The organism is Citrobacter sp. VF227, assembly GCF_052950715.1.
The window spans coordinates 529,053-553,607 of sequence record NZ_JBRFVF010000002.1 but is presented as its reverse complement, the minus strand read 5'-3'; the positions used below and the strand labels follow the sequence as shown (position 1 = coordinate 553,607).

The window sequence follows — 24,555 nt, the reverse complement described above, 5'->3', positions numbered from 1 at the left end:
TCCTCCCGCGCTTAGCCAACGACCAGATTGAGGAGTTTACCCGGTACATAAATCACTTTACGTACGGTAACGCCATCAAGATATTTTGCCACCAGAGGCTCCTGGCCCGCACGTTCACGAACCTGCTCTTCAGTGGCGTTTACCGGAACGGTGATTTTGCCACGTACTTTGCCGTTTACCTGAACCACAACCAGCGTTGAGTCTTCAACCATTGCGGCGTCGTCAGCTACCGGCCACGGCGCGTTGTCGATATCGCCTTCACCTTTCAGCGCTTGCCACAGGGTGAAGCAAACGTGTGGAGTGAACGGGTTGAGCATGCGTACAACGGCAAGCAATGCTTCCTGCATCAGAGCTCTGTCCTGCTCGTCTTCCTGCGGTGCTTTCGCCAGCTTGTTCATCAGCTCCATAATCGCCGCAATTGCGGTGTTAAAGGTCTGACGACGACCGATATCATCGGTAACTTTAGCAATGGTTTTGTGCACGTCGCGACGCAGCGCTTTTTGATCTTCTGTCAGTGCTGCAACGTTAAGCGCCGGTGCATCACCCTGTGAAGTGTGTTCGTAAACCAGTTTCCAGACACGCTTCAGGAAGCGGTTCGCCCCTTCAACGCCGGATTCCTGCCATTCCAGGGTCATGTCAGCCGGAGAGGCGAACATCATGAACAGACGTACGGTGTCGGCACCATAGCGTTCAACCATAACCTGCGGGTCGATACCGTTGTTTTTCGACTTGGACATTTTGCTCATGCCGGTATACACCAGTTCATGGCCTTCTGCGTCCTTAGCCTTAACGATACGACCTTTTTCGTCGCGTTCAACGATGGCATCAACCGGAGAAACCCAGTTGCGTTCGCCGTTTGCGCCCACGTAGTAGAACGCATCGGCCAGCACCATCCCCTGACACAGCAGTTGTTTAGCCGGTTCGTCAGAGTTGACCATGCCCGCATCGCGCATCAGTTTATGGAAGAAGCGGAAGTAGAGCAGGTGCATGATGGCGTGTTCAATACCGCCAATGTAGATATCAACCGGCAGCCAGTAGTTGGCGGCTTTGGAATCCAACATGCCTTCCTGATACTGCGGACAGGTGTAGCGCGCGTAGTACCATGATGACTCCATAAAGGTATCGAAGGTGTCGGTTTCACGTAGCGCAGGCATACCATTAACGGTGGTTTTTGCCCACTCCGGGTCGGCTTTGATCGGGCTGGTAATACCGTCCATGACCACGTCTTCCGGCAGAATAACCGGCAGTTGATCTTCTGGCGTCGGCAGCACGGTGCCATCTTCCAGCGTCACCATCGGGATTGGCGCCCCCCAGTAACGCTGACGGGAAACCCCCCAGTCACGCAGGCGGTAGTTAACTTTACGCTTACCCACGCCTTTATCGACCAGTTTGTCAGCAATGGCGTTGAAGGCAGCGTCGAAGTCGAGACCGTCAAACTCACCGGAGTTAAACAGCACGCCTTTGTCGGTCAGCGCCTGTTCAGACAGATCCGGCTCTGCGCCTTCAGAAGTCAGAATTACCGGCTTGATGGTCAGGCCGTATTTGGTGGCAAATTCGTAGTCGCGCTGATCGTGACCCGGAACGGCCATGACGGCGCCTGTGCCGTATTCCATCAGGACGAAGTTTGCCGCCCAAACCGGGATTTCTTCGCCAGTCAGCGGATGAACGGCTTTAAAGCCAGTGTCGACGCCTTTTTTCTCCATGGTCGCCATTTCGGCTTCAGCAACCTTGGTATTACGGCATTCGTCAATGAAGGCAGCCAGTTCAGGGTTATTTGCAGCGGCTTTCTGCGCCAGCGGATGACCTGCGGCAACGGCCAGGTAGGTCGCCCCCATAAAGGTGTCCGGGCGGGTAGTGTAAACGGTCAGCGTGTTGTCGTAACCGTTCACATCAAAGGTGATTTCCACGCCTTCAGAACGGCCAATCCAGTTGCGCTGCATCGTTTTCACGGTGTCAGGCCAGTGATCCAGGTTATCCAGGTCACGCAGCAGTTCGTCAGCGTAAGCGGTGATTTTGATAAACCACTGCGGGATCTCTTTACGCTCTACTTTGGTATCGCAACGCCAGCAGCAGCCGTCAATAACCTGTTCGTTCGCCAGTACGGTCTGGTCGTTCGGGCACCAGTTGACCGCAGACGTTTTCTTGTACACCAGGCCTTTTTTGTACAGCTCGGTGAAGAATTTCTGTTCCCAGCGGTAGTATTCCGGGGTACAGGTTGCCAGCTCACGGCTCCAGTCGTAACCAAAACCCAGCATTTTGAGCTGGTTTTTCATATAAGCGATGTTGTCGTACGTCCATGGTGCTGGGGCGGTGTTATTTTTAACCGCCGCGCCTTCCGCAGGCAGGCCGAAGGCATCCCAGCCAATGGGCTGTAGGACGTTTTTACCCAGCATACGCTGATAGCGGGCGATCACATCACCGATGGTGTAGTTACGTACGTGGCCCATGTGTAGTCGACCAGAAGGATAGGGAAGCATAGACAGGCAGTAATACTTCTCTTTGCTCTCGTCTTCGGTAACTTCAAATGTGCGCTTCTCATCCCAGTGAAGCTGTACTTTGGATTCTATCTCTTCCGGGCGGTATTGCTCTTGCATGGCAGCCAGTGGTCCTGTTTTCAATACAGCTACAAACGTAGCTCTAGATGTGGTGTTTCAGATCCGCATAGCATAGCCCAAACGCCCGCGTCAAAACAGCCTTTCGCGCATTCAGCGTTGAATTCCTGCAAGGATAATTCTTGCACAAATTTACACACTCTGTGGGCAGCCTTGCAAAGCGTTGTGTAAATAACGTCTATTATTATAGACAGTTAACGACCCAGGAGGCGAAGCGATGAACAAGGTTGCTCAATATTACCGTGAACTGGTGGCTTCACTGAGCGAACGTCTGCGCAACGGCGAACGCGATATTGATGCATTGGTGGAGCAGGCGCGGCAGAGAGTTATGCAGACCGGGGAGTTAACGCGAACCGAGGTGGAAGAACTCACCCGGGCCGTCAGACGCGACCTGGAAGAGTTTGCTCTGAGCTATGAAGAGAGCCTTGATGAGGAGACCGACAGCGTCTTTATGCGGGTTATCAAGGAGAGTATCTGGCAAGAGCTGGCCGATATCACCGACAAAACGCAGCTTGAATGGCGTGAGGTATTTCAGGATCTTAGCCATCATGGGGTTTATCACAGTGGCGAAGTAGTGGGACTGGGAAATCTGGTCTGCGAGAAGTGCCATTTCCATTTAGCGGTTTACACGCCGGATGTGCTGCCGCTGTGTCCGAAATGCGGTCACGATCAGTTCCAGCGGCGACCGTTTGAGCCGTGATAATTAGGCGTGCTAATCGTCAATTGCAGGCCTGATAACATGCGCCACCATCAGGCCTGCAGTTTTTATGCGTAGTACCTTAAACGCTCCGCTAGCAGATCGACAAACCCTTCGCGATCCACGTCCACCATCACGGTGGCGTTTGGCTTATTGCCGCTCAGGAAGTAGTAATCCACCACGGTCATGCCCTGCGTGTATTTGCCCTGGGTTTCTACACCAACCCAACGCTCAACGGTAGTAAACAGCTCAGGTTTCAGCAGCCAGGCAATGGTGCAGGGGTCGTGCAGCGGCGCGCCAATGAATCCCCATTTTTCGTCTTTGTGGTATTCGAAGAAGAAGTCGAGTAGTTCAGCAACGATCGTTGAAACAGGATTGCCGATAGCGCGGAACCGCTCGGTATCTTCGCGATGAATTTGCGCTTTATGTGTCACGTCCAGACCAGCCATCACCACCGGAATGCCTGACTGGAATACAATTTCAGCAGCTTCAGGATCCACAAAAATATTGAACTCGGCGGCGGGCGCCCAGTTTCCGAGACCCATTGCCCCACCCATTATCACGATACGGGCGATGTTGGCGTGCAGTTCTGGATGGCTATTCAGCAGCAATGCCACGTTTGTTTGCGGCCCGGTGGAGACGATGGTCACCGGTTCCGGGCTTTCACGCAGTGTTTTCGCCATCAGTTCCACAGCTGTGCATGGCTGCGGCGCAAAGGTTGGTTCCGGGAGCGCCGGGCCATCTAACCCACTCTCGCCGTGGACGTTATCGGCAATAATCAGATCGCGCATCAGCGGTTTCACAGCGCCACCGGCGACGGGAATATCACTACGATTGAGCAGCGTTAGCATGCGCAATACGTTACGCAGCGTTTTGTCGGGCGTCTGATTCCCGGCAGAAGAGGTTATGGCTTTAACGTCCAGCTCTGGTGAGGCGAGGGCGAGAACAATTGCGATAGCGTCGTCATGACCTGGATCGCAATCAAACAGGATAGGAAGTGCCATTGTTGCTCCTTGTAAGTGGGACTCTGTGACAAGGTTAACGCTGGGCTGTATCTGTTTCGAGAAGTGAAGAGGTAAATCGTGAGATGGCGCGCACATGGCGGTGCGCGCCAGCAAGATTAGTGCAGGATTTTTGCGAGGAAGTCTTTGGCTCGGTCTGATTTCGGATTGGCGAAGAACTCTTCTTTCGGCGAGTCTTCAACAATCTTCCCTTCATCCATGAAGATCACTCGGTTCGCCACTTTACGCGCAAAGCCCATTTCGTGGGTGACTACCATCATGGTCATCCCTTCATTGGCCAGTTCAACCATGACGTCCAGCACTTCGTTGATCATTTCAGGATCAAGCGCTGATGTCGGTTCGTCAAACAGCATGGCGATAGGATCCATACACAGCGCCCTGGCAATGGCGACACGCTGTTGTTGGCCCCCGGAGAGCTGAGCCGGAAACTTATCGGCGTGCGCTGACAGACCAACGCGTTCCAGTAACTTTTGCGCTTTGTCACGAGCAGGCTTTTTATCGCGCTTAAGCACTTTTACCTGCGCCAGAGTCAGGTTCTCAATGATCGACAGATGCGGGAACAGTTCAAAGTGCTGGAACACCATGCCAACGCGTGAGCGCAGTTTGGCCAGATCGGTTTTTTTATCATTTACCACGGTGCCGTCAACGGTGATGACGCCCTTTTGTACCGGCTCCAGTCCGTTCACCGTTTTGATAAGCGTTGATTTACCTGAACCTGACGGGCCGCAGACCACCACTACTTCACCTTTTTTCACTTCCGTGGAGCAGTCGGTCAGCACCTGAAAGTGACCATACCATTTAGAAACATTTTTCAGGGTAATCATTAAACTGTCCTTTTCTTCAAATAGCTGACCAACAACGATGCGCTCAGACTGAATACAAAATAAACGGCGCCAGCAAACAGGATCATTTCAACCTGCGTGCCGTCACGCTCGCCAATGGTGGAGGCGGTACGGAAGAAGTCTGCCAGACTCAATACATACACCAGCGAGGTATCCTGGAACAGTACGATGCCCTGAGTAAGCAGTAGCGGTACCATTGCGCGGAATGCCTGTGGCAGAATGATCAGCTTCATCGACTGCCAGTGGGTCATTCCCAGCGCCAGCGCGGCACTCGACTGCCCACGAGAAATACTCTGGATACCGGCACGGATAATCTCGGAATAGTACGCGGCTTCAAACATCGAAAACGCGACCATCGCCGAGATCAGGCGAATATCGGTTTTTGGCGACAGGCCCAACACGTTTTGCAGGAAGCCGGGCACAATCAGGTAGAACCACAGCAGTACCATTACCAGCGGAATGGAGCGAAATACGTTGACGTAGCCTTTCGCAAACCAGGCAATTGGCGCGAAGCTGGACAGACGCATGACGGCAAGGATGGTCCCCCAGACGATACCAATGACGACCGCTGTAACGGTGATTTTCAACGTGATGATCAGCCCGTCCAGCAGATACGGCAGGGAAGGGACGATAGAACTCCAGTCAAATTCGTACATTATTTGCCTCCCAAATTGCCAGGCAGGCGGATTTTGCGTTCGACGAGATTCATTACCAGCATGATGACGGCGTTAATCAATACGTAGGCCAGCGTGATGGCGGTAAACGATTCCCACGCGTGAGCGGAGTAATCCAGCAGTTTTCCCGCCTGCGCAGCCATATCCACCAGACCGATAGTGGAGGCGATCGCGGAGTTCTTCACCAGATTCATCATCTCTGAGGTCATTGGCGGAACAATCACGCGGTAAGCGTTTGGCAGCAGGACATAGCGATAGGCTTGCGGCAGCGTTAGGCCCATCGCCAGCGCGGCGTTTTTCTGCCCGCGAGGCAGGGACTGAATCGCTGCACGAACTTGCTCACAGACGCGCGCGGCGGTAAACAGCCCAAGACAAAGCATGGATGAGAGGAAGAACTGAATGTTGGGATCCAGTTCTGACTTGAACCACATGCCAATGTTTTCCGGCAGCAGTTCAGGAATGACCAGATACCAGGTAAAGAACTGGACGATGAGTGGAACGTTACGAAACAACTCAACGTACAGCGTGCCGATCCCGGAAAGGAAACGGTTTGGTACGGTACGTAATATGCCGAATAAAGAGCCTATGAGGAAAGCGATAATCCAGGCGGTGATAGATAACGCGACTGTGACCTGGAAACCACTCCAGAGCCAGCCGAGATAGGTGGTGTTGCCGAACGGGGCCTGTTGTAAAAAAATACCCCAGTTCCAGTTTATAGACATAAATCTACTCCAGAAAAAAAAGGGTAGCAGCGCTACCCTCGAAGATTGTTATTCGGCGTTTTGCGGTTTTCAGGCCTGATGGGGAACGACCATCAGGCTTATAGTCTGTCCGTACCGAATAGCAATCGAGAGGGAGGGGAAGCCTCCCATTTATTTTAGTTAGTTAAGCGCTTTATCATTCGGTTCTTTGAACAGGGCTTTCATCTCGTCTGACAGTTCGAAATTCATGTTCAGGTTCTTGGGTGGAATTGGATTTTTAAACCACTTATCAAACCATTTCTCAGCTTCGCCTGAGGTCTGAGCCTTGGCGATAGTGTCGTCCATCAGCTTTTTGAACTGCGGATCATCTTTGCGCAGCATGCAGCCGTAGGCTTCCTGAGACTGCGGTTTGCCGACGATCTCCCAGTTGTCTGGTTTCTTCGCCTTTGCGCGTTCGCCAGCCAGCAGTGCATCATCCATCATAAAGGCAACGGCGCGACCGCTTTCCAGAGTACGGAAAGAGTCACCGTGGTCTTTCGCGCTGATGATGCGCATATCCATTTTTTGTTCTTCGTTCAGTTTGTGCAGCAGTACTTCTGAGGTCGTACCCGAAGTCACGACCACGGCCTTACCTTTCAGGTCCGCAAAATCTTTGACGTCGCCGCCTTTTTTCGCCAGCAGACGGGTACCGACAACGAAAATAGTGTCAGAGAAAGCCGCTTGTTTTTGGCGCTCAACGTTGTTAGTGGTGGAACCACATTCAAAGTCGAAAGTACCGTTTTGCAGCAGTGGGATACGGTTCTGTGATGTAATCGGGATCAGTTTCACCTGCAGATCGGGCTTGTTCAGCTTTTTCTTCACCGCTTCAACGATCGCGTTGGAGTAATCCTGTGAATAACCGACCACTTTTTGCTGGTTATCGTAGTAAGAAAACGGCACCGAGGATTCACGGTGACCAACCACGATCACACCGTTTTTGGCGATTTTGTCCAGCGTGCTGCCTGCCGCTGGTGCTGCGTCTTCTGCGTGCGCCAGACCGGCGGACATTCCCATGACCAGCATGGCAGTGGCGAGCTTACGTAATTGCATATCCAACTCCTTTATCGTCTGCGCCAGGGACGCATTGATACCCATTGTGATGTTGTTATTGTTTGCTACTAAAAAGTGCAGTCTTGTATGTGTTTGTTAACATTTAGTTTGGATGAATGTAAAGAATTTGATGTTTTATTGTTTATTTTTGCGAGGTGCGCCGCACCATTTGGGGGCAAAAATATCCTGTTGCACTTTCCAGGTGCTACCTATGCTCAACTTTGGTGCGACCAGGTTGCACATTCAGCCAAAACTACGTTTGCCTTGTAGAACAAAGCAATAGGCGTGCCAGAATGGGATGCGGGAATGTGTGTGGGCCGGATAAGCGAGGTGTTATCCGGCCAGGGGAAGAAGGGTTACTTACGACGTTGACGCAGGCTCATTACCACCGCACCAAAGCCAAACAGTGCGGTCAGCAGCCAGAGCGGCCAGTTACCGGTACGGGCATAAGGGGTCAGGCCCGTCGTTGGCGTCACGCTGGTGGTCAGAACCTGACGGGTAAACTGCGGGATCATCGCCTGAATCTCACCCTGAGGACCAATCACCGCCGTAATACCGTTATTGGTGCTACGCAGCAGAGGGCGCGCCAGCTCCAGGGAACGCATCCGCGCCATCTGGAAGTGCTGCCACGGTCCAATAGACTTACCAAACCAGGCATCGTTGGAGATAGTTAACAAGTAGTCCGTATCCGGGCGGAAGTTATCACGAACCTGTTCGCCAAGAATGATTTCGTAGCAGATGGCTGCCGTCAGCTTAAAGCCGTGCGCATGCAGCTGCGGTTGTACATAAGACCCACGGCTAAACGAAGACATAGGCAGGTCAAAGAACGGCGCTAACGGACGCAGGATCGATTCCAGCGGGACAAACTCGCCAAACGGCACCAGATGGTTTTTGTTGTAGCGATTGTTGGAATCGTAGCTGTACGGACTGTCTTTACCCAGCGTGATGATAGTGTTGTAGGTATCGTAACGATTCTGCTTGTTCAGACGTGCATCTACGATCCCGGTAATTAGCGTGCTGTTTTTCGATTTCAGCAAGTCATCCATCATGCTCAGAAAGCGCTGCTGGTTAATTTCCAGATCCGGAATAGCAGATTCTGGCCAGATGATGAGCTGTGATTTGCCCATCTCGGGCTGGGTGGCGTCGAGATAAATCTTCAGGGTGTTGAGTAACTGACCTTCATCCCATTTGAGTGACTGCGGAATGTCACCCTGCACCATCGATACCTGAGTGGTTTTTTCCGGCTCAAGCGTGTACCACTGGATATAGCGCAACGGAAAGGGCAGGGCAAAGAGCACCAGCGCGGCAATCAGCGGCTTCCAGTTACGCGTCACCAGCGCCAGCGCCAGCAGGCCGCTGACCATCATCAGCAGGAAGTTAATCGCCTCAACGCCCATCACCGGCGCGAGCCCTTTTAACGGACCGTCGATCTGGCTGTAGCCGAATTGCAGCCATGGGAAGCCGGTCAATACCCAGCCGCGCAGGAATTCAGTGATTTGCCAGACTACCGGCGCGGCAATCGCCACGCGTAGCCAGGTGGTTTTCGGCCACAATCGCGCCAAAACGCCGGCAAACAGACCGGTATAAAGGGAAAGGTATGCGGCAAGCAGAACCACGAGGAAAACATTAACCGGGCCCGGCATACCACCAAACTGCGCGATGCTGACGTAAACCCAGTTAATACCTGAGCCAAACAGCCCTAGTCCCCAGAAGTAGCCGATAGCGGCAGACTGGAGCGGGCGACGGTTGAAGGTAAGAGCCTGCAGGCCCATCAGCGAAACGATCGCGGCGGGCCAGATATCATACGGAGAGAAAGCCAGCGTCCCGCAGGCACCGAATAATAACGCCAGCAGCAGGCGAATGCGCTGGCGTTCGATTAATGGGGCAAATGCCATGTAGTCTTAGATCCAGTTTCGGGTTTATTCGTCCAGTTTGGGCTGGGGTGAGTCGTCCGGAATTCTGACATGAACCTGAATAATACGACGGCTGTCGGCCATTGCCACTTTAAACTGGTAACCATCAATGTCGATAGTTTCCCCACGTGCGGGCAGATGACCAAAGGCCTGCATAACCAGCCCGCCAATGGTATCGACTTCTTCGTCGCTAAAGTGGGTCCCAAAAGCGTCGTTGAAGTCTTCAATCGACGCCAAAGCGCGGATAGTCCAGGTGTGGCGACTGAGCTGACGGAAGTCAATATCGTCTTCTTCGTCGTACTCATCTTCAATTTCACCGACGATCAGTTCAAGGATGTCTTCAATGGTCACCAGACCTGAGACACCGCCAAATTCGTCGATGACGATAGCCATATGATAACGCTGGGAGCGAAACTCTTTCAGCATGCGGTCAACCCGCTTGCTTTCAGGTACGACAACCGCCTGGCGTAACACTTTCTCCATGCTGAAGGCTTCGGCATCGCTGCGCATAAACGGCAGCAGATCTTTGGCCATCAGAATCCCTTCAATGTGATCTTTATCTTCGCTGATCACCGGGAAACGCGAGTGGGCAGACTCGATAATGACATCGAGACATTCATCCAGGGTCTGGTTGCGTTTCAGGGTAATCATCTGAGAGCGGGGGATCATGATGTCGCGCACGCGTTGGTCCGCAATATCCATCACCCCTTCGAGCATATCGCGCGTATCTTCATCGATAAGGTCGTTTTGCCCGGAATCACGGATCAGCTCCAACAGTTCGTCGCGGTTTTTGGGTTCACCGTGGAAAAGTTGGCTCAGTAACAGGGAAAAAAATCCCTTTTTGCTGTTTAAGGTGTCACTACTGTGTGAATTGTCGTCGCTCATGGCGTCGTATGGGTTCTCATGTTAGTTAATAGGTCGCTCAATGCGCGTAAACTCAGCGCATGGCTTTATGGGAAGCCCGGGCTGATGCCCGACGGCTTATTCCTTCTCGGCAATGTACGGATCCTCATAGCCCAGAGCAAGCATAATCTCAGTTTCGAGGGATTCCATTTCCTCCGCTTCACCGTCTTCGATATGATCGTAGCCGAGTAAATGCAGGCTTCCGTGCACCACCATGTGCGCCCAGTGGGCTTCAAGCGGCTTACCTTGTTCCTGCGCTTCCTTCTCGACGACCTGACGGCAGATGATCAAATCGCCCAGCAGCGGCATCTCAATGCCCGGCGGAGCTTCAAACGGGAAAGAGAGCACGTTGGTTGATTTATCTTTCCCGCGATAGGTCAGGTTTAGCTCATGGCTTTCCGCGTCATCGACCAGACGAATAGTTACTTCAGACTCTTCCTGAAACTGCGGGATCACCGCATCGAGCCACCCCTGAAACTGACTTTCTGTGGGTAAACCGGATTCGTCTTCACATGCCAGCTGTAAATCGAGAATAACCTGACTCATTTTTGTTCCTGCTCCTGAGCTTCGCGCTTGCGTTCTGCAGCCTGCTCGGCTTTGCGTTTCTGTTCTGCTTCTTCCCAGGCTTCATACGCCGTGACGATACGGGCCACCACCGGATGGCGAACCACGTCTTCGCTATGGAAGAAATTAAAACTAATCTCGTCGACCTCAGCCAGCACTTCAATGGCATGACGCAGACCGGATTTGGTGCTACGCGGCAGGTCAATTTGGGTGATATCGCCGGTGATAACCGCTTTGGAGTTAAAGCCGATACGGGTCAGGAACATTTTCATCTGTTCGATGGTGGTGTTCTGGCTCTCATCAAGAATGATGAACGCATCGTTGAGTGTACGTCCGCGCATATAGGCCAGCGGCGCAACTTCAATGACGTTACGCTCAATCAGCTTTTCAACCTTCTCAAAACCGAGCATTTCGAACAGCGCGTCATACAGCGGTCGTAAATAGGGATCGACTTTCTGGCTCAGGTCGCCAGGCAGGAAACCGAGTTTTTCACCTGCTTCCACTGCTGGACGGGTCAGCAGAATACGACGGATCTCCTGACGCTCAAGCGCATCGACCGCGGCAGCAACCGCAAGATACGTTTTACCCGTACCCGCAGGGCCAACGCCGAAGGTGATGTCGTGGTCGAGGATATTCGCAATGTACTGCGCCTGGTTCGGCGTACGCGGTTTAATGACTCCGCGCTTGGTTTTGATATTCACCGCTTTGCCAAATTCCGGCACGCTGTCTGCGCTTTGCTCAAGCACACGCGCTTCTTTGATTGCCAGATGAATTTGTTCAGGCTCAATATCCTGCGTCTGACCGCGCATGGGGGCGGTATCGACGTACAGGCTGCGTAAAATATCTGCCGCTGCGATGACGCAAATTGGGCGACCTGTCAGTTTAAAATGGTTATCACGGCGGTTAATTTCGATGCCGAGGCGACGCTCCAGCTGTTTGATGTTGTCATCAAATGGGCCGCAAAGGCTCAACAGGCGGGCATTGTCTGCGGGTTCAAGGGTGATTTCGCGAGTGTCTATGTTCAAACTGTTCCTCTTATGCATGTCTTGCCGGACGTTGAACATTTACCGGCACCTAAGGAAATTATTCACGCCATGGGGGAAAGGCGCAAGCATTGCAATAAATATGGGGGTGCCAGGGCAAATTACAAGGCTCGCCGGAGCAGCGAGCCAGGAAGTTTAGGCCCGATAGGCGTGGTGCCATCGGGCATTGTTTGCGTTTTTCAGCAGGATTAAGGCTGATAAATACCGACGCCCAGATCGTTTTCTTTGCGGGTACGCGCAATAACCGACTCAGGGGATTCTGCGATGCGCAGGCCCATTTCGTCTTCAGTACGTACCACTTTGCCGCGCAGGGAGTTCGTCCAGACATCGGTAATTTCAACATCCACAAACTTACCGACCATATCCGGAGTACCTTCAAAGTTCACCACGCGGTTATTTTCGGTACGCCCTGACAGTTCCATGATGCTCTTACGCGATGTGCCTTCAACCAGAATGCGCTGGGTCGTGCCGACCATACGACGGCTCCAGGCCATGGCTTGCTGGTTAATACGTTCCTGCAGAATGTATAAACGTTGTTTTTTCTCTTCTTCTGGTACGTCATCAACCATATCGGCGGCAGGTGTGCCTGGACGTGCAGAGAAGATAAAGCTGTAGCTCATATCAAAATTGACGTCAGCAATCAGCTTCATGGTCTGCTCGAAATCCTGCGTAGTTTCACCCGGGAAGCCAACGATGAAATCGGAGCTAATCTGGATATCCGGACGTGCTGCGCGCAGTTTGCGGATGATCGCTTTATATTCCAGTGCGGTATGGGTGCGCCCCATCAGATTCAGCACGCGATCTGAACCGCTCTGTACCGGCAGGTGCAGGAAGCTGACCAGTTCCGGCGTATCGCGATAAACTTCCACGATATCGTCGGTAAATTCGATCGGATGGCTGGTGGTGAAGCGGATACGGTCAATGCCGTCGATCGCCGCGACCAGACGCAGCAGATCGGCAAAAGATCCGATCGTGCCGTCGTAGTTCTCACCGCGCCAGGCGTTGACGTTTTGCCCCAGCAGGTTCACTTCACGCACGCCTTGCGCTGCCAGCTGGGCGATTTCAAACAGGATATCATCCGCCGGACGGCTGACTTCCTCACCGCGGGTGTAGGGCACCACGCAATAAGTACAATATTTATTACAACCTTCCATGATGGACACAAACGCGCTTGGACCTTCAGCACGCGGTTCCGGCAGGCGATCGAACTTTTCGATCTCCGGGAAACTGATATCAACCACTGGGCTACGAGTCGTGCTTCCACGCACTTTGTTGATCATTTCCGGCAGACGGTGCAGGGTTTGCGGCCCAAAAATAATATCGACATAGTGGGCGCGCTGGCGAATATGGTCGCCTTCCTGAGACGCAACACAACCACCGACACCGATGATGAGCTTGGGATTCTTCTCTTTTAACAGCTTCCAGCGACCTAACTGATGGAAGACTTTTTCCTGAGCCTTCTCACGGATAGAGCAGGTATTCAGCAGTAGCACATCTGCTTCTTCGGCCACGTCGGTCAGTTGATAGCCATGGGTGGCATCCAGCAGATCGGCCATCTTCGATGAATCGTATTCGTTCATCTGACAGCCCCAGGTTTTAATATGGAGTTTTTTGGTCATCGACTTGCTCTTGCGAAATTGTGGCTGAAATGCAGGGCGCATAGTGTACTGCTTTGGCGCGGTTGTGACCAGTATGACGGATGTCAGCCTCAAGGGGTAAAAAATCCTGTAAACTTAAGCAATACATGTAACAGGATAATTGACCATGACAAATCAACCAACGGAAATTGCCATTGTCGGCGGGGGGATGGTCGGCGGTGCGCTGGCGCTGGGACTGGCGCAGCATGGATTTACGGTAACGGTTATTGAACATGCCGCTCCTGCGCCATTTGTGATTGACGGACAGCCTGATGTCAGAATTTCGGCCATTAGCTCCGCGTCCGTGTCGTTGCTGAAAGGGCTGGGTGTCTGGGATACGATTCAGGGGATGCGCAGTCATCCTTACCGTCGTCTGGAAACGTGGGAATGGGAAAATGCCCATGTAATGTTTGATGCCGCCGAACTTAAGTTACCTTTGCTCGGCTATATGGTCGAAAACACGGTTCTGCAACAGGCACTCTGGCAGGCGCTGGAAGTTCACCCCAAAGTTACGCTGCGCGTGCCTGCATCGCTTCTCTCTTTGCATCAACATCACGATCGGCATGAACTTGAACTGGCAGACGGTGAAAAAATCAGCGCGAAGCTGGTCATCGGTGCGGATGGGGCCAATTCTCAGGTGCGTAAAATGGCCGGGATTGGCATTCATGCCTGGCAGTATGCGCAGTCCTGTATGTTGATAACCGTACAATGCGAGAATTCGCCGGGAGACAGTACCTGGCAGCAATTTACGCCTGACGGTCCGCGCGCGTTTTTACCGCTGTTCGATAACTGGGCCTCGCTGGTGTGGTACGACTCACCGGCGCGCATCCGCCAGTTGCAAGGCCTGAACATGCCCCAGCTGCAGACGGAGATCGCCAAACATTTCCCGTCTCGACTGGGCAACGTGACGCCTGTGGCGGCGGGAGCATTTCCGCTTACGCGTCGCCACGCACTGCAATATGTGCAGCCGGGCCTGGCGCTGGTGGGTGACGCTGCGCATACCATTCATCCGCTGGCAGGGCAGGGCGTTAATCTGGGATTCCGTGATGTGGATGCGCTGATTGACGTGCTGGTGAATGCGCGTAGCTACGGCGAGACCTGGGCCAGCCAACCGGTGCTGAAACGCTATCAGAATCGTCGTATGACTGACAATTTCATTATGCAAAGCGGCATGGATCTGTTTTACGCCGGTTTTAGCAACAACCTGCAGCCGCTGCGTATCATGCGTAATCTCGGGCTAATGGCTGCAGAGCGCGCAGGTGTGCTGAAGCGTCAGGCGCTGAAGTATGCGTTAGGATTATAATTCAGACAGGCCTATAGCAAACGTTGTAGGCCTGATAAGCGGAGTGCCATCAGACAATCAATCCAGGAATGCAGAAAAGCAAAAAGCTCGCCGAAGCGAGCTTTTTTTATATGGCTGGGGTACGAGGATTCGAACCTCGGAATGCTGGTATCAGAAACCAGAGCCTTACCGCTTGGCGATACCCCAACGGGCGCATCCACAAAATGGACGACTTGTTAAAATTGGCTGGGGTACGAGGATTCGAACCTCGGAATGCCGGAATCAGAATCCGGTGCCTTACCGCTTGGCGATACCCCAACAATTTTTTGACTTTATCGAGCGAGTCGACAGGCCTTTAATATGGTGGCTACGACGGGATTCGAACCTGTGACCCCATCATTATGAGTGATGTGCTCTAACCAGCTGAGCTACGTAGCCATATACTACTTAATCTTCGATGGCTGGGGTACCTGGATTCGAACCAGGGAATGCCGGTATCAAAAACCGGTGCCTTACCGCTTGGCGATACCCCAATGACCGTTGCGGTGAACCGCTATATCGAAGAAAAAATGGCTGGGGTACCTGGATTCGAACCAGGGAATGCCGGTATCAAAAACCGGTGCCTTACCGCTTGGCGATACCCCATCCGTGCAACGCTTACGGGTGAATGGTGCGGGAGGCGAGACTTGAACTCGCACACCTTGCGGCGCCAGAACCTAAATCTGGTGCGTCTACCAATTTCGCCACTCCCGCAAAAAAGATGGTGGCTACGACGGGATTCGAACCTGTGACCCCATCATTATGAGTGATGTGCTCTAACCAGCTGAGCTACGTAGCCATCTTTTTTTCGCGTAACCTTATCGGCGTTGCGGGGCGCATTATGCGTATTGAGCCTTGAAGCGTCAACCCCTTTTTCATTGAAAATAGCTGGAATGTGACTGTTTGGTTAGGTTGCGAACAGCATGACGCAATATTCGGCAATTATTATTTATTAATTGTTTTTTAGCACAGAAAACAGACATAAAAAAAGAGCCCCGCAGGGCCCTTTTCTAGGGATTAACTTATTTATAAGCGGATTGGTGTACGCCAACTGCACGACCTGAAGGATCGTTCATGGTTTTAAACGCTTCATCCCATTCGATCGCTTTGGCCGAAGAACAGGCAACCGACGGCCCGCCTGGTACACATTCTGCCGCGCTCGCAACCGGGAACAGCTCTTCGAAAATTTCACGATACAAATACGCCTCTTTAGATGATGGCGTGTTGTACGGGAAACGGAAGCTGGCGGTTTCCAGTTGTTGGTCAGAAACTTGTTCAGCAGCGACTTCTTTCAGTGTATCAATCCAACTGTAACCGACACCGTCAGAGAACTGCTCTTTCTGCCGCCATGCGACGCTTGCCGGCAGGTAGGATTCAAAACATTCGCGCAGAACATGTTTTTCCATTTTGCCGTTGCCGCACATTTTATCCTGCGGGTTGATGCGCATCGCCACATCAAGGAATTTCTTATCCAGGAAGGGCACACGAGCCTCCACGCCCCAGGCTGACATGGCTTTGTTGGCGCGAGCGCAGTCGAACATATGCAGCGCCTGTAGCTTGCGCACGGTCTCTTCATGCAGCTCTTTTGCATCCGGCGCTTTGTGGAAATAGAGATAGCCGCCAAACACTTCGTCCGAACCTTCACCCGACAGCACCATTTTAATGCCCATCGCTTTAATTTTACGCGACATTAAGTACATTGGCGTCGAGGCGCGAATGGTTGTGACATCGTAAGTTTCAATGTGATAAATCACGTCGCGGATAGCATCCAGACCTTCCTGCACGGTGAAGTGGATCTCGTGGTGCACGGTACCCAGATGGTTCGCCACTTCTTGTGCGGCTTTCAGATCTGGTGCGCCCTCCAGGCCGACGGCGAAGGAGTGCAGTTGCGGCCACCATGCTTCGCTACGTTCCTGATCTTCAACACGACGCGCCGCGTATTTTTTGGTGATTGCGGAAATGACCGAAGAATCCAGACCGCCGGACAGCAATACACCGTAAGGAACATCTGACATCAGGTGACTTTTCACCGCATCTTCCAGCGCCTGACGCAGCTCGTTTTTATCGGTAACGTTGTCTTTAACCGCATCATATTCAAACCAGTCGCGCTGGTAGTACTGACGAATTTCGCCGTCTTTGCTCCATAAATAGCTACCTGCCGGGAATTCTTTGATCGTGCGGCATACAGGAACAAGGGCTTTCATTTCAGACGCGACGTAGAAGTTACCGTGCTCGTCGTAACCCATATATAGCGGGATGATCCCAATATGATCGCGACCGATCAGATAAGCGTCCTGCTCGCTGTCGTACAGGGCAAAAGCAAACATGCCTTGCAGGTCATCCAGGAACTCTGGGCCTTTTTCCTGGTACAGCGCGAGGATAACTTCGCAGTCGGAACCGGTCTGGAACTGGTAGCGATCGCCGTATTCAGCGCGCAGCGCCTGATGGTTATAAATTTCACCGTTAACTGCCAGGATATGCGTTTTCTTTACGTTGTACAGCGGTTGAGCTCCGGCATTGACGTCGACGATGGACAGACGTTCATGCGCCAGAATGGCGTTATCATCGGCGTAAATACCCGACCAGTCCGGACCGCGATGGCGCATCAGACGAGACAATTCCAGGGCTTTTTTACGCAGTTCAACTGCGTCAGTTTTAATATCGAATACGCCAAAAATAGAACACATAACCTTCTCCGTTAACCTGTTGCGTGATGCTTTTTATGTTTGCTTGATAAAGAAAATGCCGCAAAGCGGGAGAGGGCGCAAGCGAATTACGGGTCAGAAAATAAAAAACGCAATGGTCATTGTGGATTGGTGAAAAAAGATTATGTAATGAACATTGTTATTGATGAATCAGCAATGAAATGGTGATTTTATTGAATGGATGGATTTTTCAGGCCGGGTAACTTGCAGGTGGTGTTATCCGGCCAGGGGGATTAAATGACGTCTATCTCAGCAACGGACGGGTAAATCCAGCTCGGTCTGAACGGCATGCTGTCGATGTCATCAAGCGTCGATACGCCAGACAATACCAGGATGGTTTCGAGACCCGCCTGGAAGCCCGCCAGAATATCGGTACGCAGGTTGTCGCCAACGATAACCGTCTCTTCCGAGTGCGCCTGCATTTTGTTGAGCGCTGCACGAATAATCCACGGGCTGGGTTTCCCCACATAAAACGGCTTACGGCCAGAGATTTTTTCGATACCGGCGCACAGCGCACCGCAGGCAGGATAAAAGCCACGGCCGTGAGTATCCGGGTTTGTGGCGATGAAACGGGCGCCGTTAGCCACAAAATAGGCGGCTTTATGCATCATGTCCCAGTTATAGGAACGCGTCTCGCCAACAATCACAAAATCCGGGTTCACGTCGGTAATCGTAAATCCGGCTTTATACAGTTCGTGGATCAGCGCTCCTTCACCTACCACGTAGGCCTTTTTACCTTCCTGGCGACGAAGAAAATCAGCGGTAGCCATGGCAGAAGTATAAAAGACGCTATCGGGGACATTCACACCTGCGGTGGCGAAGCGGTTGGCCAGATCTTGCCCGGTCTGTGAAGGGTAGTTAGTCAGCAAAACGAGCGGCAGACCTTTTTCCAGAATCCCGGTCAGAAATTCTGCCGCACCCGGTACGGCAACATTGTCGTGCATCAGCACGCCGTCGATATCACAAATTACATTCTTAATGGCCATGGACAATCCGACATTAAAAAAAGAAGGCATTACTATACACAAAATACACGACATCATTCGAGTTGCATCAAGGCGGCAAGTCTGCGAAACCCTGGAGCTTACTGAAGTAAGTGACCGGGCTGAGCAGATGCAGCTAACGCAGAGGCAGCTTGAAGGATGACATGTATTAGCTTTCCAGCAAACGTTGCAGCAAAGTCCCGTTGAGCATTGCACGCTTCACCAGCGCAAAGGCGCCAATGGCGGAGCGGTGATCCAGCGTGGAACGAACCACCGGTAAATTGTGACGAAACGCCTTCAACGCCTGCGTGTTGATACAGCTCTCTATGGCTGGCAGTAGCACTTTATCCGCTTCGGTAATTTCGCCTGCAATGACGATTTTTTGCGGGTTAAACAGGTTGATGGCGATAGCGATGGTTTTACCCAGGTGTCGACCAACGTGCTCGATGACTTCTGCTGCCAGATTGTCGCCTTTATTCGCTGCCCTGCAGATGGCTTTGATACTGCAATCATCCAGCGTGAGCCGACTTGGATAGCCTTGTTTTAGCAAGTTTTGTACGCGGTGTTCGATAGAAGCATTAGCCGCAATGGTTTCCAGACAGCCGAAATTACCGCAGTGACAGCGCTCACCCAGCGGTTCTACCTGAATATGACCAATCTCACCTACGTTGCCATTGCGACCGATGAAAATGCGACCATTGGAAATAATTCCCGCGCCGGTTCCGCGGTGAACACGCACCAAAATGGAGTCTTCGCAATCCTGACTTGCCCCGAAATAGTGCTCGGCCAGCGCCAGACTGCGAATATCGTGACCGACAAAGCAGGTGACCTTAAAGCGTTTTTCAAGCGCTTCGACCAGCCCCCAGTTTTCAACCTGAATGTGTGGCATATAGCGAATAACACCGCTTTCAGGGTCAACCAGGCCTGGCAGGATGACGGAAATCGCAATCAGCTCGCGGATTTTCCGCTGGCAGCTCTCAATAAAGGAGGCAATGGTGTTGAGCAGCGCATACTCCAGCGTTTCCTGGGTACGCTCCGGGAGAGGGTAGTGCTCTTCAGCGACCACTTTACTGCTCATGTCATAGAGCGTGAGCGTGGTATCGTGACGGCCCAGTCGCACACCAATCGCGTGGAAATTGCGGGTTTCGGTGACGATGGAGATAGCGCGGCGGCCCCCGGTGGAGGCCTGCTGATCGACTTCTTTGATCAACCCGCGTTCGATCAACTGACGCGTAATTTTGGTTACGCTGGCGGGGGCAAGCTGGCTTTGCTCGGCAATTTGAATTCGCGAGATTGGCCCATGCTGGTCAATCAGGCGATAAACCGCCGCGCTGTTAAGCTGTTTTACGAGATCAACATTACCTATTTGAGCTTGTCCGCCTGGTGTCATTCTTTCTCTTACTCAGTAACGACCTCGTTGCCATTAACGATGGTCTTGATAATTTTAAAGTCGTGCGTGAACGCAGTCAGGTTGGCTACTTTGCCTGGCGCGATGCTGCCGAGTTGTTTGTCGACGCCAATGGCGCGAGCAGGGTAGAGCGTTGCCATGCGCAGGACTTCGTCGAGAGCGATATTCGCATGTTCGACCAGATTGCGTACGCCTTCAATCATGGTTAATGATGAACCGCTCAACGTACCGTTCTCATCAACGCACAATCCATTGCGGTAGTATATTGTTTTACCAGCGAAAATGAACTGTTCAATGTTTGCACCTGCTGGCGCGGTCGCGTCGGTGACCAGGCACAGCTTGTCGCCTTTCAGGCGCTTGGCATTACGAATGTTAACGTAGTCAACGTGCAGGCCATCGGCGATGATACCGCAGTAGATATCGGCTTCATCAAGAATTGCGCCCGCCAGTCCCGGTTCACGACCGGTAATGTACGGCATCGCGTTGAACAAATGGGTCGCAAAGGTGATGCCTGCGCGGAAGCCGATTTTGGCTTCTTTGACCGTTGCATTTGAGTGACCCGCAGAAACCACAATACCGGCATTCACCAGTTTGGTGATGACCTCTACCGGAACCATTTCTGGCGCCAGCGTCACTTTAGTGATGACATCGGCATTATCGCACAGGAAATCGACAAGCGCAGCGTCCGGTTGACGGACAAATCCCGGATTATGCGTGCCTTTTTTCACCAGATTCAGCCACGGACCCTCCAGATGAAGCCCTAATGCCTGATTCGGGTGTTTCGCCAGGTATTCACGCATGACGCGAACGCCCTGCTTCATCAGGTCATCGCTGGTGGTGATAAGCGTTGGCAGGAAGCTGGTGCAGCCCGATTTTTCATTGGCTTTCTGCATGATTTCCAGCGTTTCAACGGTTACGGCTTCTGCCGTATCGTTAAACTGTACGCCGCCGCAGCCGTTTAGCTGTACATCGATAAAACCGGGGGAAATAATGGCCCCATTCAGTGAGCGCTGTTCAATTCCTGACGGTAACTCAGCCAGTGGGCAAACGCTGTCAATCAGGCCATTGGCGACAACAATCGCATGGTCATCAAGAATTTCGTGACCGGTAAAGATCCGGCCCTGGGTTAAAGCATACATTCCGACCCCCGATTTCAAAAAATGCCGCCCTGCAACTCATCGACAGGGCGGAGACATCAATTACAGACCTTTAATATTTTCCGCTTCTAACTCGTTAAAGTATTTCAGCGTTTTCACTTTCAGTTCCATGGTGGAAGGCTCATCGCAGACCACAACGGCTTTCGGATGCAACTGCAGGCAACTGATGGTCCACATATGGTTAACATTGCCTTCAACGGCGGCTTGTAGGGCCTGCGCTTTCTGGTGACCCAGAACCAAAATCATCACTTCTTCAGCATCCAGCAGAGTACCCACGCCAACGGTCAGCGCATATTTAGGCACCTGGTTTACGTCACCGTCAAAGAAGCGTGAGTTAGCAACACGCGTGTCGTGAGTCAGCGTTTTGATGCGGGTACGGGAAGCCAAAGAGGAAGCCGGTTCGTTGAACGCGATGTGACCATCATTACCTACACCGCCCATGAACAGGTGGATTTTACCGTAAGAACGGATTTTTTCTTCGTACTGACGGCATTCTGCATCAATATCCGGCGCATTACCATTGAGGAGGTTGATGTTTTCTGCTGGAATATCAACGTGATCAAAGAAGTTACGATGCATGAAACTATGATAGCTTTCCGGATGTTCCTTCGGCAGGCCTACATATTCATCCATGTTGAAAGTGACAACATGTTTGAAGCTCACCTGGCCCGCTTTGTGCATTTCGACTAATGCTTTATAGGCTGTCAGCGGAGTACCGCCAGTCGGCAGGCCCAGAACGAACGGACGATCTGCCGTTGGTTTGAACGCGTTAATACGGTTAACGATATGGCGAGCAGCCCATTTGCCGACTTGTTCAGCGGTATTCAGGGGGATCAGTCTCATTCTTCACCTCAAAAGTAAATGTAAGCAATTGGCGGATTGAGTCTCTGTGCAGTATTAAGCGTAACCTGGTTTTGCATCGGTAAGGATCAATCCGTTTCGATTTTTTGAATGATAAAATAAGTTTTCGTAGTTAGCCAGTGAAAGGGAGGGTTAATAACGATATTTGGTGACTGAAATCACAAAAAACATGCTTTTAATTTGCGATACGAATTAAATTTTCACACACTCTGAATGTAGATGAATGGTTAATATCGTTGTTCCAGAATCTTGTTGTCAGGAATGGTCGCACAATAAAAATATGGCTTCAAAGAAGCCTAATCGGGGTCTCGTAGGGGGAATAAAATGAATATTTTAGGTTTTTTCCAGCGGCTGGGTAGGGCGTTACAGCTCCCCATCGCTGTGCTGCCAGTCGCGGCACTGCTGCTGCGATTCGGCCAACCAGATTTACTTAACGTACCCTTCATCGCGCAAGCGGGTGGGGCCATTTTTGATAACCTCGCGTTAATTTTCGCGATCGGTGTGGCATCCAGCTGGTCAAAAGACAGCGCAGGTGCGGCAGCGCTGGCGGGTGCGGTCGGTTATTTCATATTGACCAAAGCAATGGTTACCATTAACCCAGCCATCAACATGGGTGTGCTGGCGGGTATCATTACCGGTCTGGTCGGCGGCGCCGTCTATAACCGCTGGTCTGGTATCAAACTGCCTGACTTCCTGAGCTTCTTTGGCGGCAAACGCTTCGTGCCGATCGCCACTGGCTTTTTCTGTCTGGTGCTGGCTGCAATCTTTGGCTACGTGTGGCCGCCGGTGCAGAACGCCATCCACGCGGGTGGTGAGTGGATCGTAGGCGCTGGCGCGCTGGGTTCAGGTATCTTTGGTTTCATCAACCGTCTGCTGATCCCAACCGGTCTGCATCAGGTTCTGAACACCATCGCCTGGTTCCAGATTGGCGAATTTACTAACGCCGCAGGAACCGTATTCCACGGTGACATCAACCGCTTCTATGCGGGTGACGGTACTGCGGGTATGTTCATGTCTGGCTTCTTCCCGATCATGATGTTTGGTCTGCCGGGTGCGGCGCTGGCGATGTACTTCGCGGCTCCAAAAGCACGTCGTCCGATGGTTGGCGGTATGCTGCTGTCCGTGGCGATCACTGCATTCCTGACTGGTGTTACCGAGCCGCTGGAATTCCTGTTCATGTTCCTGGCTCCGCTGCTGTACCTCCTGCACGCAGTGTTAACGGGTATCAGCCTGTTCGTTGCGACACTGCTGGGGATCCACGCGGGCTTCTCCTTCTCCGCAGGTGCTATCGACTACGTGTTGATGTACAACCTGCCGGCAGCAAGTAAGAACGTCTGGATGCTGGTGGTGATGGGGCTGGTGTTCTTCGTTATTTACTTCGTGTTGTTCAGCGCGGTTATTCGTCTGTTTAACCTGAAAACGCCGGGCCGCGAAGATAAAGAAGACGATATCGTCACTGAAGAAGCGAACAGCAATACTGAGGAAGGTCTGGCTCAACTGGCAACCAGCTACATTGCAGCGGTTGGCGGTACCGATAACCTGAAAGCGATTGATGCCTGTATTACCCGTCTGCGTCTGACCGTTGCCGACTCTGGTCGCGTAAATGATGCGATGTGTAAACGCTTGGGCGCTTCTGGTGTGGTTAAGCTGAACAAGCAAACTATTCAGGTCATCGTGGGTGCAAAAGCTGAATCCATTGGCGATGAAATGAAGAAAGTTGTCGCGCGTGGTCCGGTGGCGGCAGCGTTTGGTGAAAGTGCGCCAGCGGCAGCAGCTCCAGTTGCAAAACCGCAGGCTGTCGCGAATGCGGTCACCGTTGAAGCGTTGGTATCTCCTATTACCGGTGATGTGGTTGCACTGGAGCAGGTTCCTGATGAAGCCTTCGCCAGCAAAGCAGTAGGCGACGGCGTGGCGGTAAAACCGACGGATAAAATCGTGGTTGCTCCGGCTGCGGGCACTATCGTGAAAATCTTCAACACTAACCATGCGTTCTGCCTGGAAACCGTGAAAGGCGCGGAAATTGTGGTCCATATGGGCATCGATACTGTAGCGCTGGAAGGTAAAGGCTTTAAGCGTCTGGTTGAAGAAGGTGCGGAAGTAACGGCAGGTCAACCGATTCTGGAAATGGATCTGGAGTTCCTGAACGCCAACGCACGTTCCATGATTAGCCCGGTTGTGTGCAGCAACAGCGATGATTTCGGCGCGCTGGTCATTAAAGCCGAAGGTCATGTGGTTGCTGGTCAGACACCGCTGTATGAGATTAAAGGTAAATAACTGCTCCTGAGTAAAGTAAGTTAAGTGCCTCAAGCGGCGGGGGATAATCCTCCGCCGCTTTTTTTTACAGCAAATACCCTCATATATCCTGCTGAAACACCTTTTTTGTGCAACTAATAGTTGTCTCCTGACGTCGCTTATAAGATCAT

The 24,555-nt window shown here is 52.2% G+C and carries 19 protein-coding genes and 7 tRNA genes; 3 read left to right on the top strand and 23 right to left on the bottom strand.

What is annotated here, in order from left to right; translation table 11 throughout:
- Nucleotides 1-11 precede the first annotated feature (11 nt).
- Nucleotides 12-2,594 (bottom strand): leucine--tRNA ligase, encoded by a 2,583-nt coding sequence (leuS, locus tag ACU8YC_RS10175; RefSeq protein WP_252837996.1) that lies wholly within the window; start codon nucleotides 2,592-2,594, stop codon nucleotides 12-14.
- 235 nt (nucleotides 2,595-2,829) lie between these two features.
- Here leuS and ACU8YC_RS10170 point away from each other — a divergent pair, with 235 nt between their 5' ends.
- The gene (locus ACU8YC_RS10170; protein WP_003022748.1) at nucleotides 2,830-3,312 is read left to right on the top strand and encodes a zinc ribbon-containing protein; all 483 of its coding nucleotides are present in this window, start codon (nucleotides 2,830-2,832) and stop codon (nucleotides 3,310-3,312) included.
- 65 nt (nucleotides 3,313-3,377) lie between these two features.
- Here the strand turns inward: ACU8YC_RS10170 and rihA are convergent, their stop codons facing one another.
- The 10 genes from rihA to miaB form a co-directional block, all read right to left on the bottom strand.
- Nucleotides 3,378-4,313, bottom strand: a complete 936-nt coding sequence (gene rihA / locus ACU8YC_RS10165) for a pyrimidine-specific ribonucleoside hydrolase RihA (protein ID WP_252837997.1) — start codon at nucleotides 4,311-4,313, stop codon at nucleotides 3,378-3,380.
- Between the two features lie 116 nt (nucleotides 4,314-4,429).
- Entirely contained in the window at nucleotides 4,430-5,155 is a 726-nt protein-coding gene (gltL, locus tag ACU8YC_RS10160; RefSeq protein WP_151218761.1) for a glutamate/aspartate ABC transporter ATP-binding protein GltL, read from the bottom strand.
- On the bottom strand, nucleotides 5,155-5,829 hold the full coding sequence (gene gltK / locus ACU8YC_RS10155; protein WP_003022757.1) for a glutamate/aspartate ABC transporter permease GltK: 675 nt from the start codon (nucleotides 5,827-5,829) through the stop codon (nucleotides 5,155-5,157). Before gltK ends, gltL begins: the two co-directional genes overlap by 1 nt.
- Nucleotides 5,829-6,569 (bottom strand): glutamate/aspartate ABC transporter permease GltJ, encoded by a 741-nt coding sequence (gene gltJ, locus ACU8YC_RS10150; protein ID WP_187252813.1) that lies wholly within the window; start codon nucleotides 6,567-6,569, stop codon nucleotides 5,829-5,831. Before gltJ ends, gltK begins: the two co-directional genes overlap by 1 nt.
- Before the next feature lie 159 nt (nucleotides 6,570-6,728).
- Nucleotides 6,729-7,637: a glutamate/aspartate ABC transporter substrate-binding protein GltI gene (gene gltI, locus ACU8YC_RS10145; protein WP_016152242.1), complete on the bottom strand. Its 909-nt coding sequence runs from the start codon at nucleotides 7,635-7,637 to the stop codon at nucleotides 6,729-6,731.
- Nucleotides 7,638-7,993: 356 nt separating this feature from the next.
- On the bottom strand, nucleotides 7,994-9,532 hold the full coding sequence (gene lnt, locus ACU8YC_RS10140) for an apolipoprotein N-acyltransferase (protein WP_151218762.1): 1,539 nt from the start codon (nucleotides 9,530-9,532) through the stop codon (nucleotides 7,994-7,996).
- A 24-nt stretch (nucleotides 9,533-9,556) separates the two neighbouring features.
- A complete protein-coding gene (corC, locus tag ACU8YC_RS10135; RefSeq protein ID WP_048212288.1) occupies nucleotides 9,557-10,435 on the bottom strand; it encodes a CNNM family magnesium/cobalt transport protein CorC in 879 nt (292 codons plus the stop codon).
- Between the two features lie 96 nt (nucleotides 10,436-10,531).
- Nucleotides 10,532-10,999, bottom strand: coding sequence for an rRNA maturation RNase YbeY (gene ybeY / locus ACU8YC_RS10130; protein WP_151218763.1), 468 nt, complete (start codon nucleotides 10,997-10,999; stop codon nucleotides 10,532-10,534).
- Nucleotides 10,996-12,042 carry a PhoH family protein gene (locus ACU8YC_RS10125; RefSeq protein ID WP_286538788.1) on the bottom strand — a complete coding sequence of 349 codons (1,047 nt, stop codon included), beginning with the start codon at nucleotides 12,040-12,042 and terminating at the stop codon, nucleotides 10,996-10,998. Before ACU8YC_RS10125 ends, ybeY begins: the two co-directional genes overlap by 4 nt.
- A gap of 206 nt (nucleotides 12,043-12,248) precedes the next feature.
- Nucleotides 12,249-13,679 carry a tRNA (N6-isopentenyl adenosine(37)-C2)-methylthiotransferase MiaB gene (gene miaB / locus ACU8YC_RS10120; RefSeq protein WP_003022779.1) on the bottom strand — a complete coding sequence of 477 codons (1,431 nt, stop codon included), beginning with the start codon at nucleotides 13,677-13,679 and terminating at the stop codon, nucleotides 12,249-12,251.
- A gap of 145 nt (nucleotides 13,680-13,824) precedes the next feature.
- Here miaB and ubiF point away from each other — a divergent pair, with 145 nt between their 5' ends.
- On the top strand, nucleotides 13,825-15,000 hold the full coding sequence (ubiF, locus tag ACU8YC_RS10115) for a 3-demethoxyubiquinol 3-hydroxylase (RefSeq protein WP_187252812.1): 1,176 nt from the start codon (nucleotides 13,825-13,827) through the stop codon (nucleotides 14,998-15,000).
- Nucleotides 15,001-15,111: 111 nt separating this feature from the next.
- Here the strand turns inward: ubiF and ACU8YC_RS10110 are convergent.
- From ACU8YC_RS10110 to nagB, 12 genes are all read right to left on the bottom strand, one after another.
- A tRNA-Gln gene (locus ACU8YC_RS10110) sits at nucleotides 15,112-15,186 on the bottom strand.
- Between the two features lie 36 nt (nucleotides 15,187-15,222).
- A tRNA-Gln gene (locus ACU8YC_RS10105) sits at nucleotides 15,223-15,297 on the bottom strand.
- A 43-nt stretch (nucleotides 15,298-15,340) separates the two neighbouring features.
- A tRNA-Met gene (locus ACU8YC_RS10100) sits at nucleotides 15,341-15,417 on the bottom strand.
- 20 nt (nucleotides 15,418-15,437) lie between these two features.
- Nucleotides 15,438-15,512: transfer RNA gene (locus ACU8YC_RS10095), tRNA-Gln, on the bottom strand.
- A 37-nt stretch (nucleotides 15,513-15,549) separates the two neighbouring features.
- A tRNA-Gln gene (locus ACU8YC_RS10090) sits at nucleotides 15,550-15,624 on the bottom strand.
- A 23-nt stretch (nucleotides 15,625-15,647) separates the two neighbouring features.
- A tRNA-Leu gene (locus ACU8YC_RS10085) sits at nucleotides 15,648-15,732 on the bottom strand.
- Between the two features lie 8 nt (nucleotides 15,733-15,740).
- Nucleotides 15,741-15,817, bottom strand: a tRNA-Met gene (locus ACU8YC_RS10080).
- Nucleotides 15,818-16,040: 223 nt separating this feature from the next.
- Nucleotides 16,041-17,705, bottom strand: a complete 1,665-nt coding sequence (asnB, locus tag ACU8YC_RS10075; RefSeq protein ID WP_151219516.1) for an asparagine synthase B — start codon at nucleotides 17,703-17,705, stop codon at nucleotides 16,041-16,043.
- Nucleotides 17,706-17,956: 251 nt separating this feature from the next.
- Nucleotides 17,957-18,709, bottom strand: a complete 753-nt coding sequence (gene nagD, locus ACU8YC_RS10070) for a ribonucleotide monophosphatase NagD (RefSeq protein WP_005121413.1) — start codon at nucleotides 18,707-18,709, stop codon at nucleotides 17,957-17,959.
- A gap of 166 nt (nucleotides 18,710-18,875) precedes the next feature.
- Nucleotides 18,876-20,096: a DNA-binding transcriptional regulator NagC gene (gene nagC, locus ACU8YC_RS10065; RefSeq protein ID WP_151219518.1), complete on the bottom strand. Its 1,221-nt coding sequence runs from the start codon at nucleotides 20,094-20,096 to the stop codon at nucleotides 18,876-18,878.
- A gap of 8 nt (nucleotides 20,097-20,104) precedes the next feature.
- Nucleotides 20,105-21,253 (bottom strand): N-acetylglucosamine-6-phosphate deacetylase, encoded by a 1,149-nt coding sequence (gene nagA, locus ACU8YC_RS10060; RefSeq protein WP_151224925.1) that lies wholly within the window; start codon nucleotides 21,251-21,253, stop codon nucleotides 20,105-20,107.
- A 60-nt stretch (nucleotides 21,254-21,313) separates the two neighbouring features.
- Nucleotides 21,314-22,114: a glucosamine-6-phosphate deaminase gene (gene nagB, locus ACU8YC_RS10055; RefSeq protein WP_085047509.1), complete on the bottom strand. Its 801-nt coding sequence runs from the start codon at nucleotides 22,112-22,114 to the stop codon at nucleotides 21,314-21,316.
- A gap of 342 nt (nucleotides 22,115-22,456) precedes the next feature.
- Between nagB and nagE the strand changes: the two genes are divergently transcribed.
- Nucleotides 22,457-24,406 carry a PTS N-acetyl glucosamine transporter subunit IIABC gene (nagE, locus tag ACU8YC_RS10050; protein WP_151219520.1) on the top strand — a complete coding sequence of 650 codons (1,950 nt, stop codon included), beginning with the start codon at nucleotides 22,457-22,459 and terminating at the stop codon, nucleotides 24,404-24,406.
- Nucleotides 24,407-24,555: the final 149 nt, after the last annotated feature.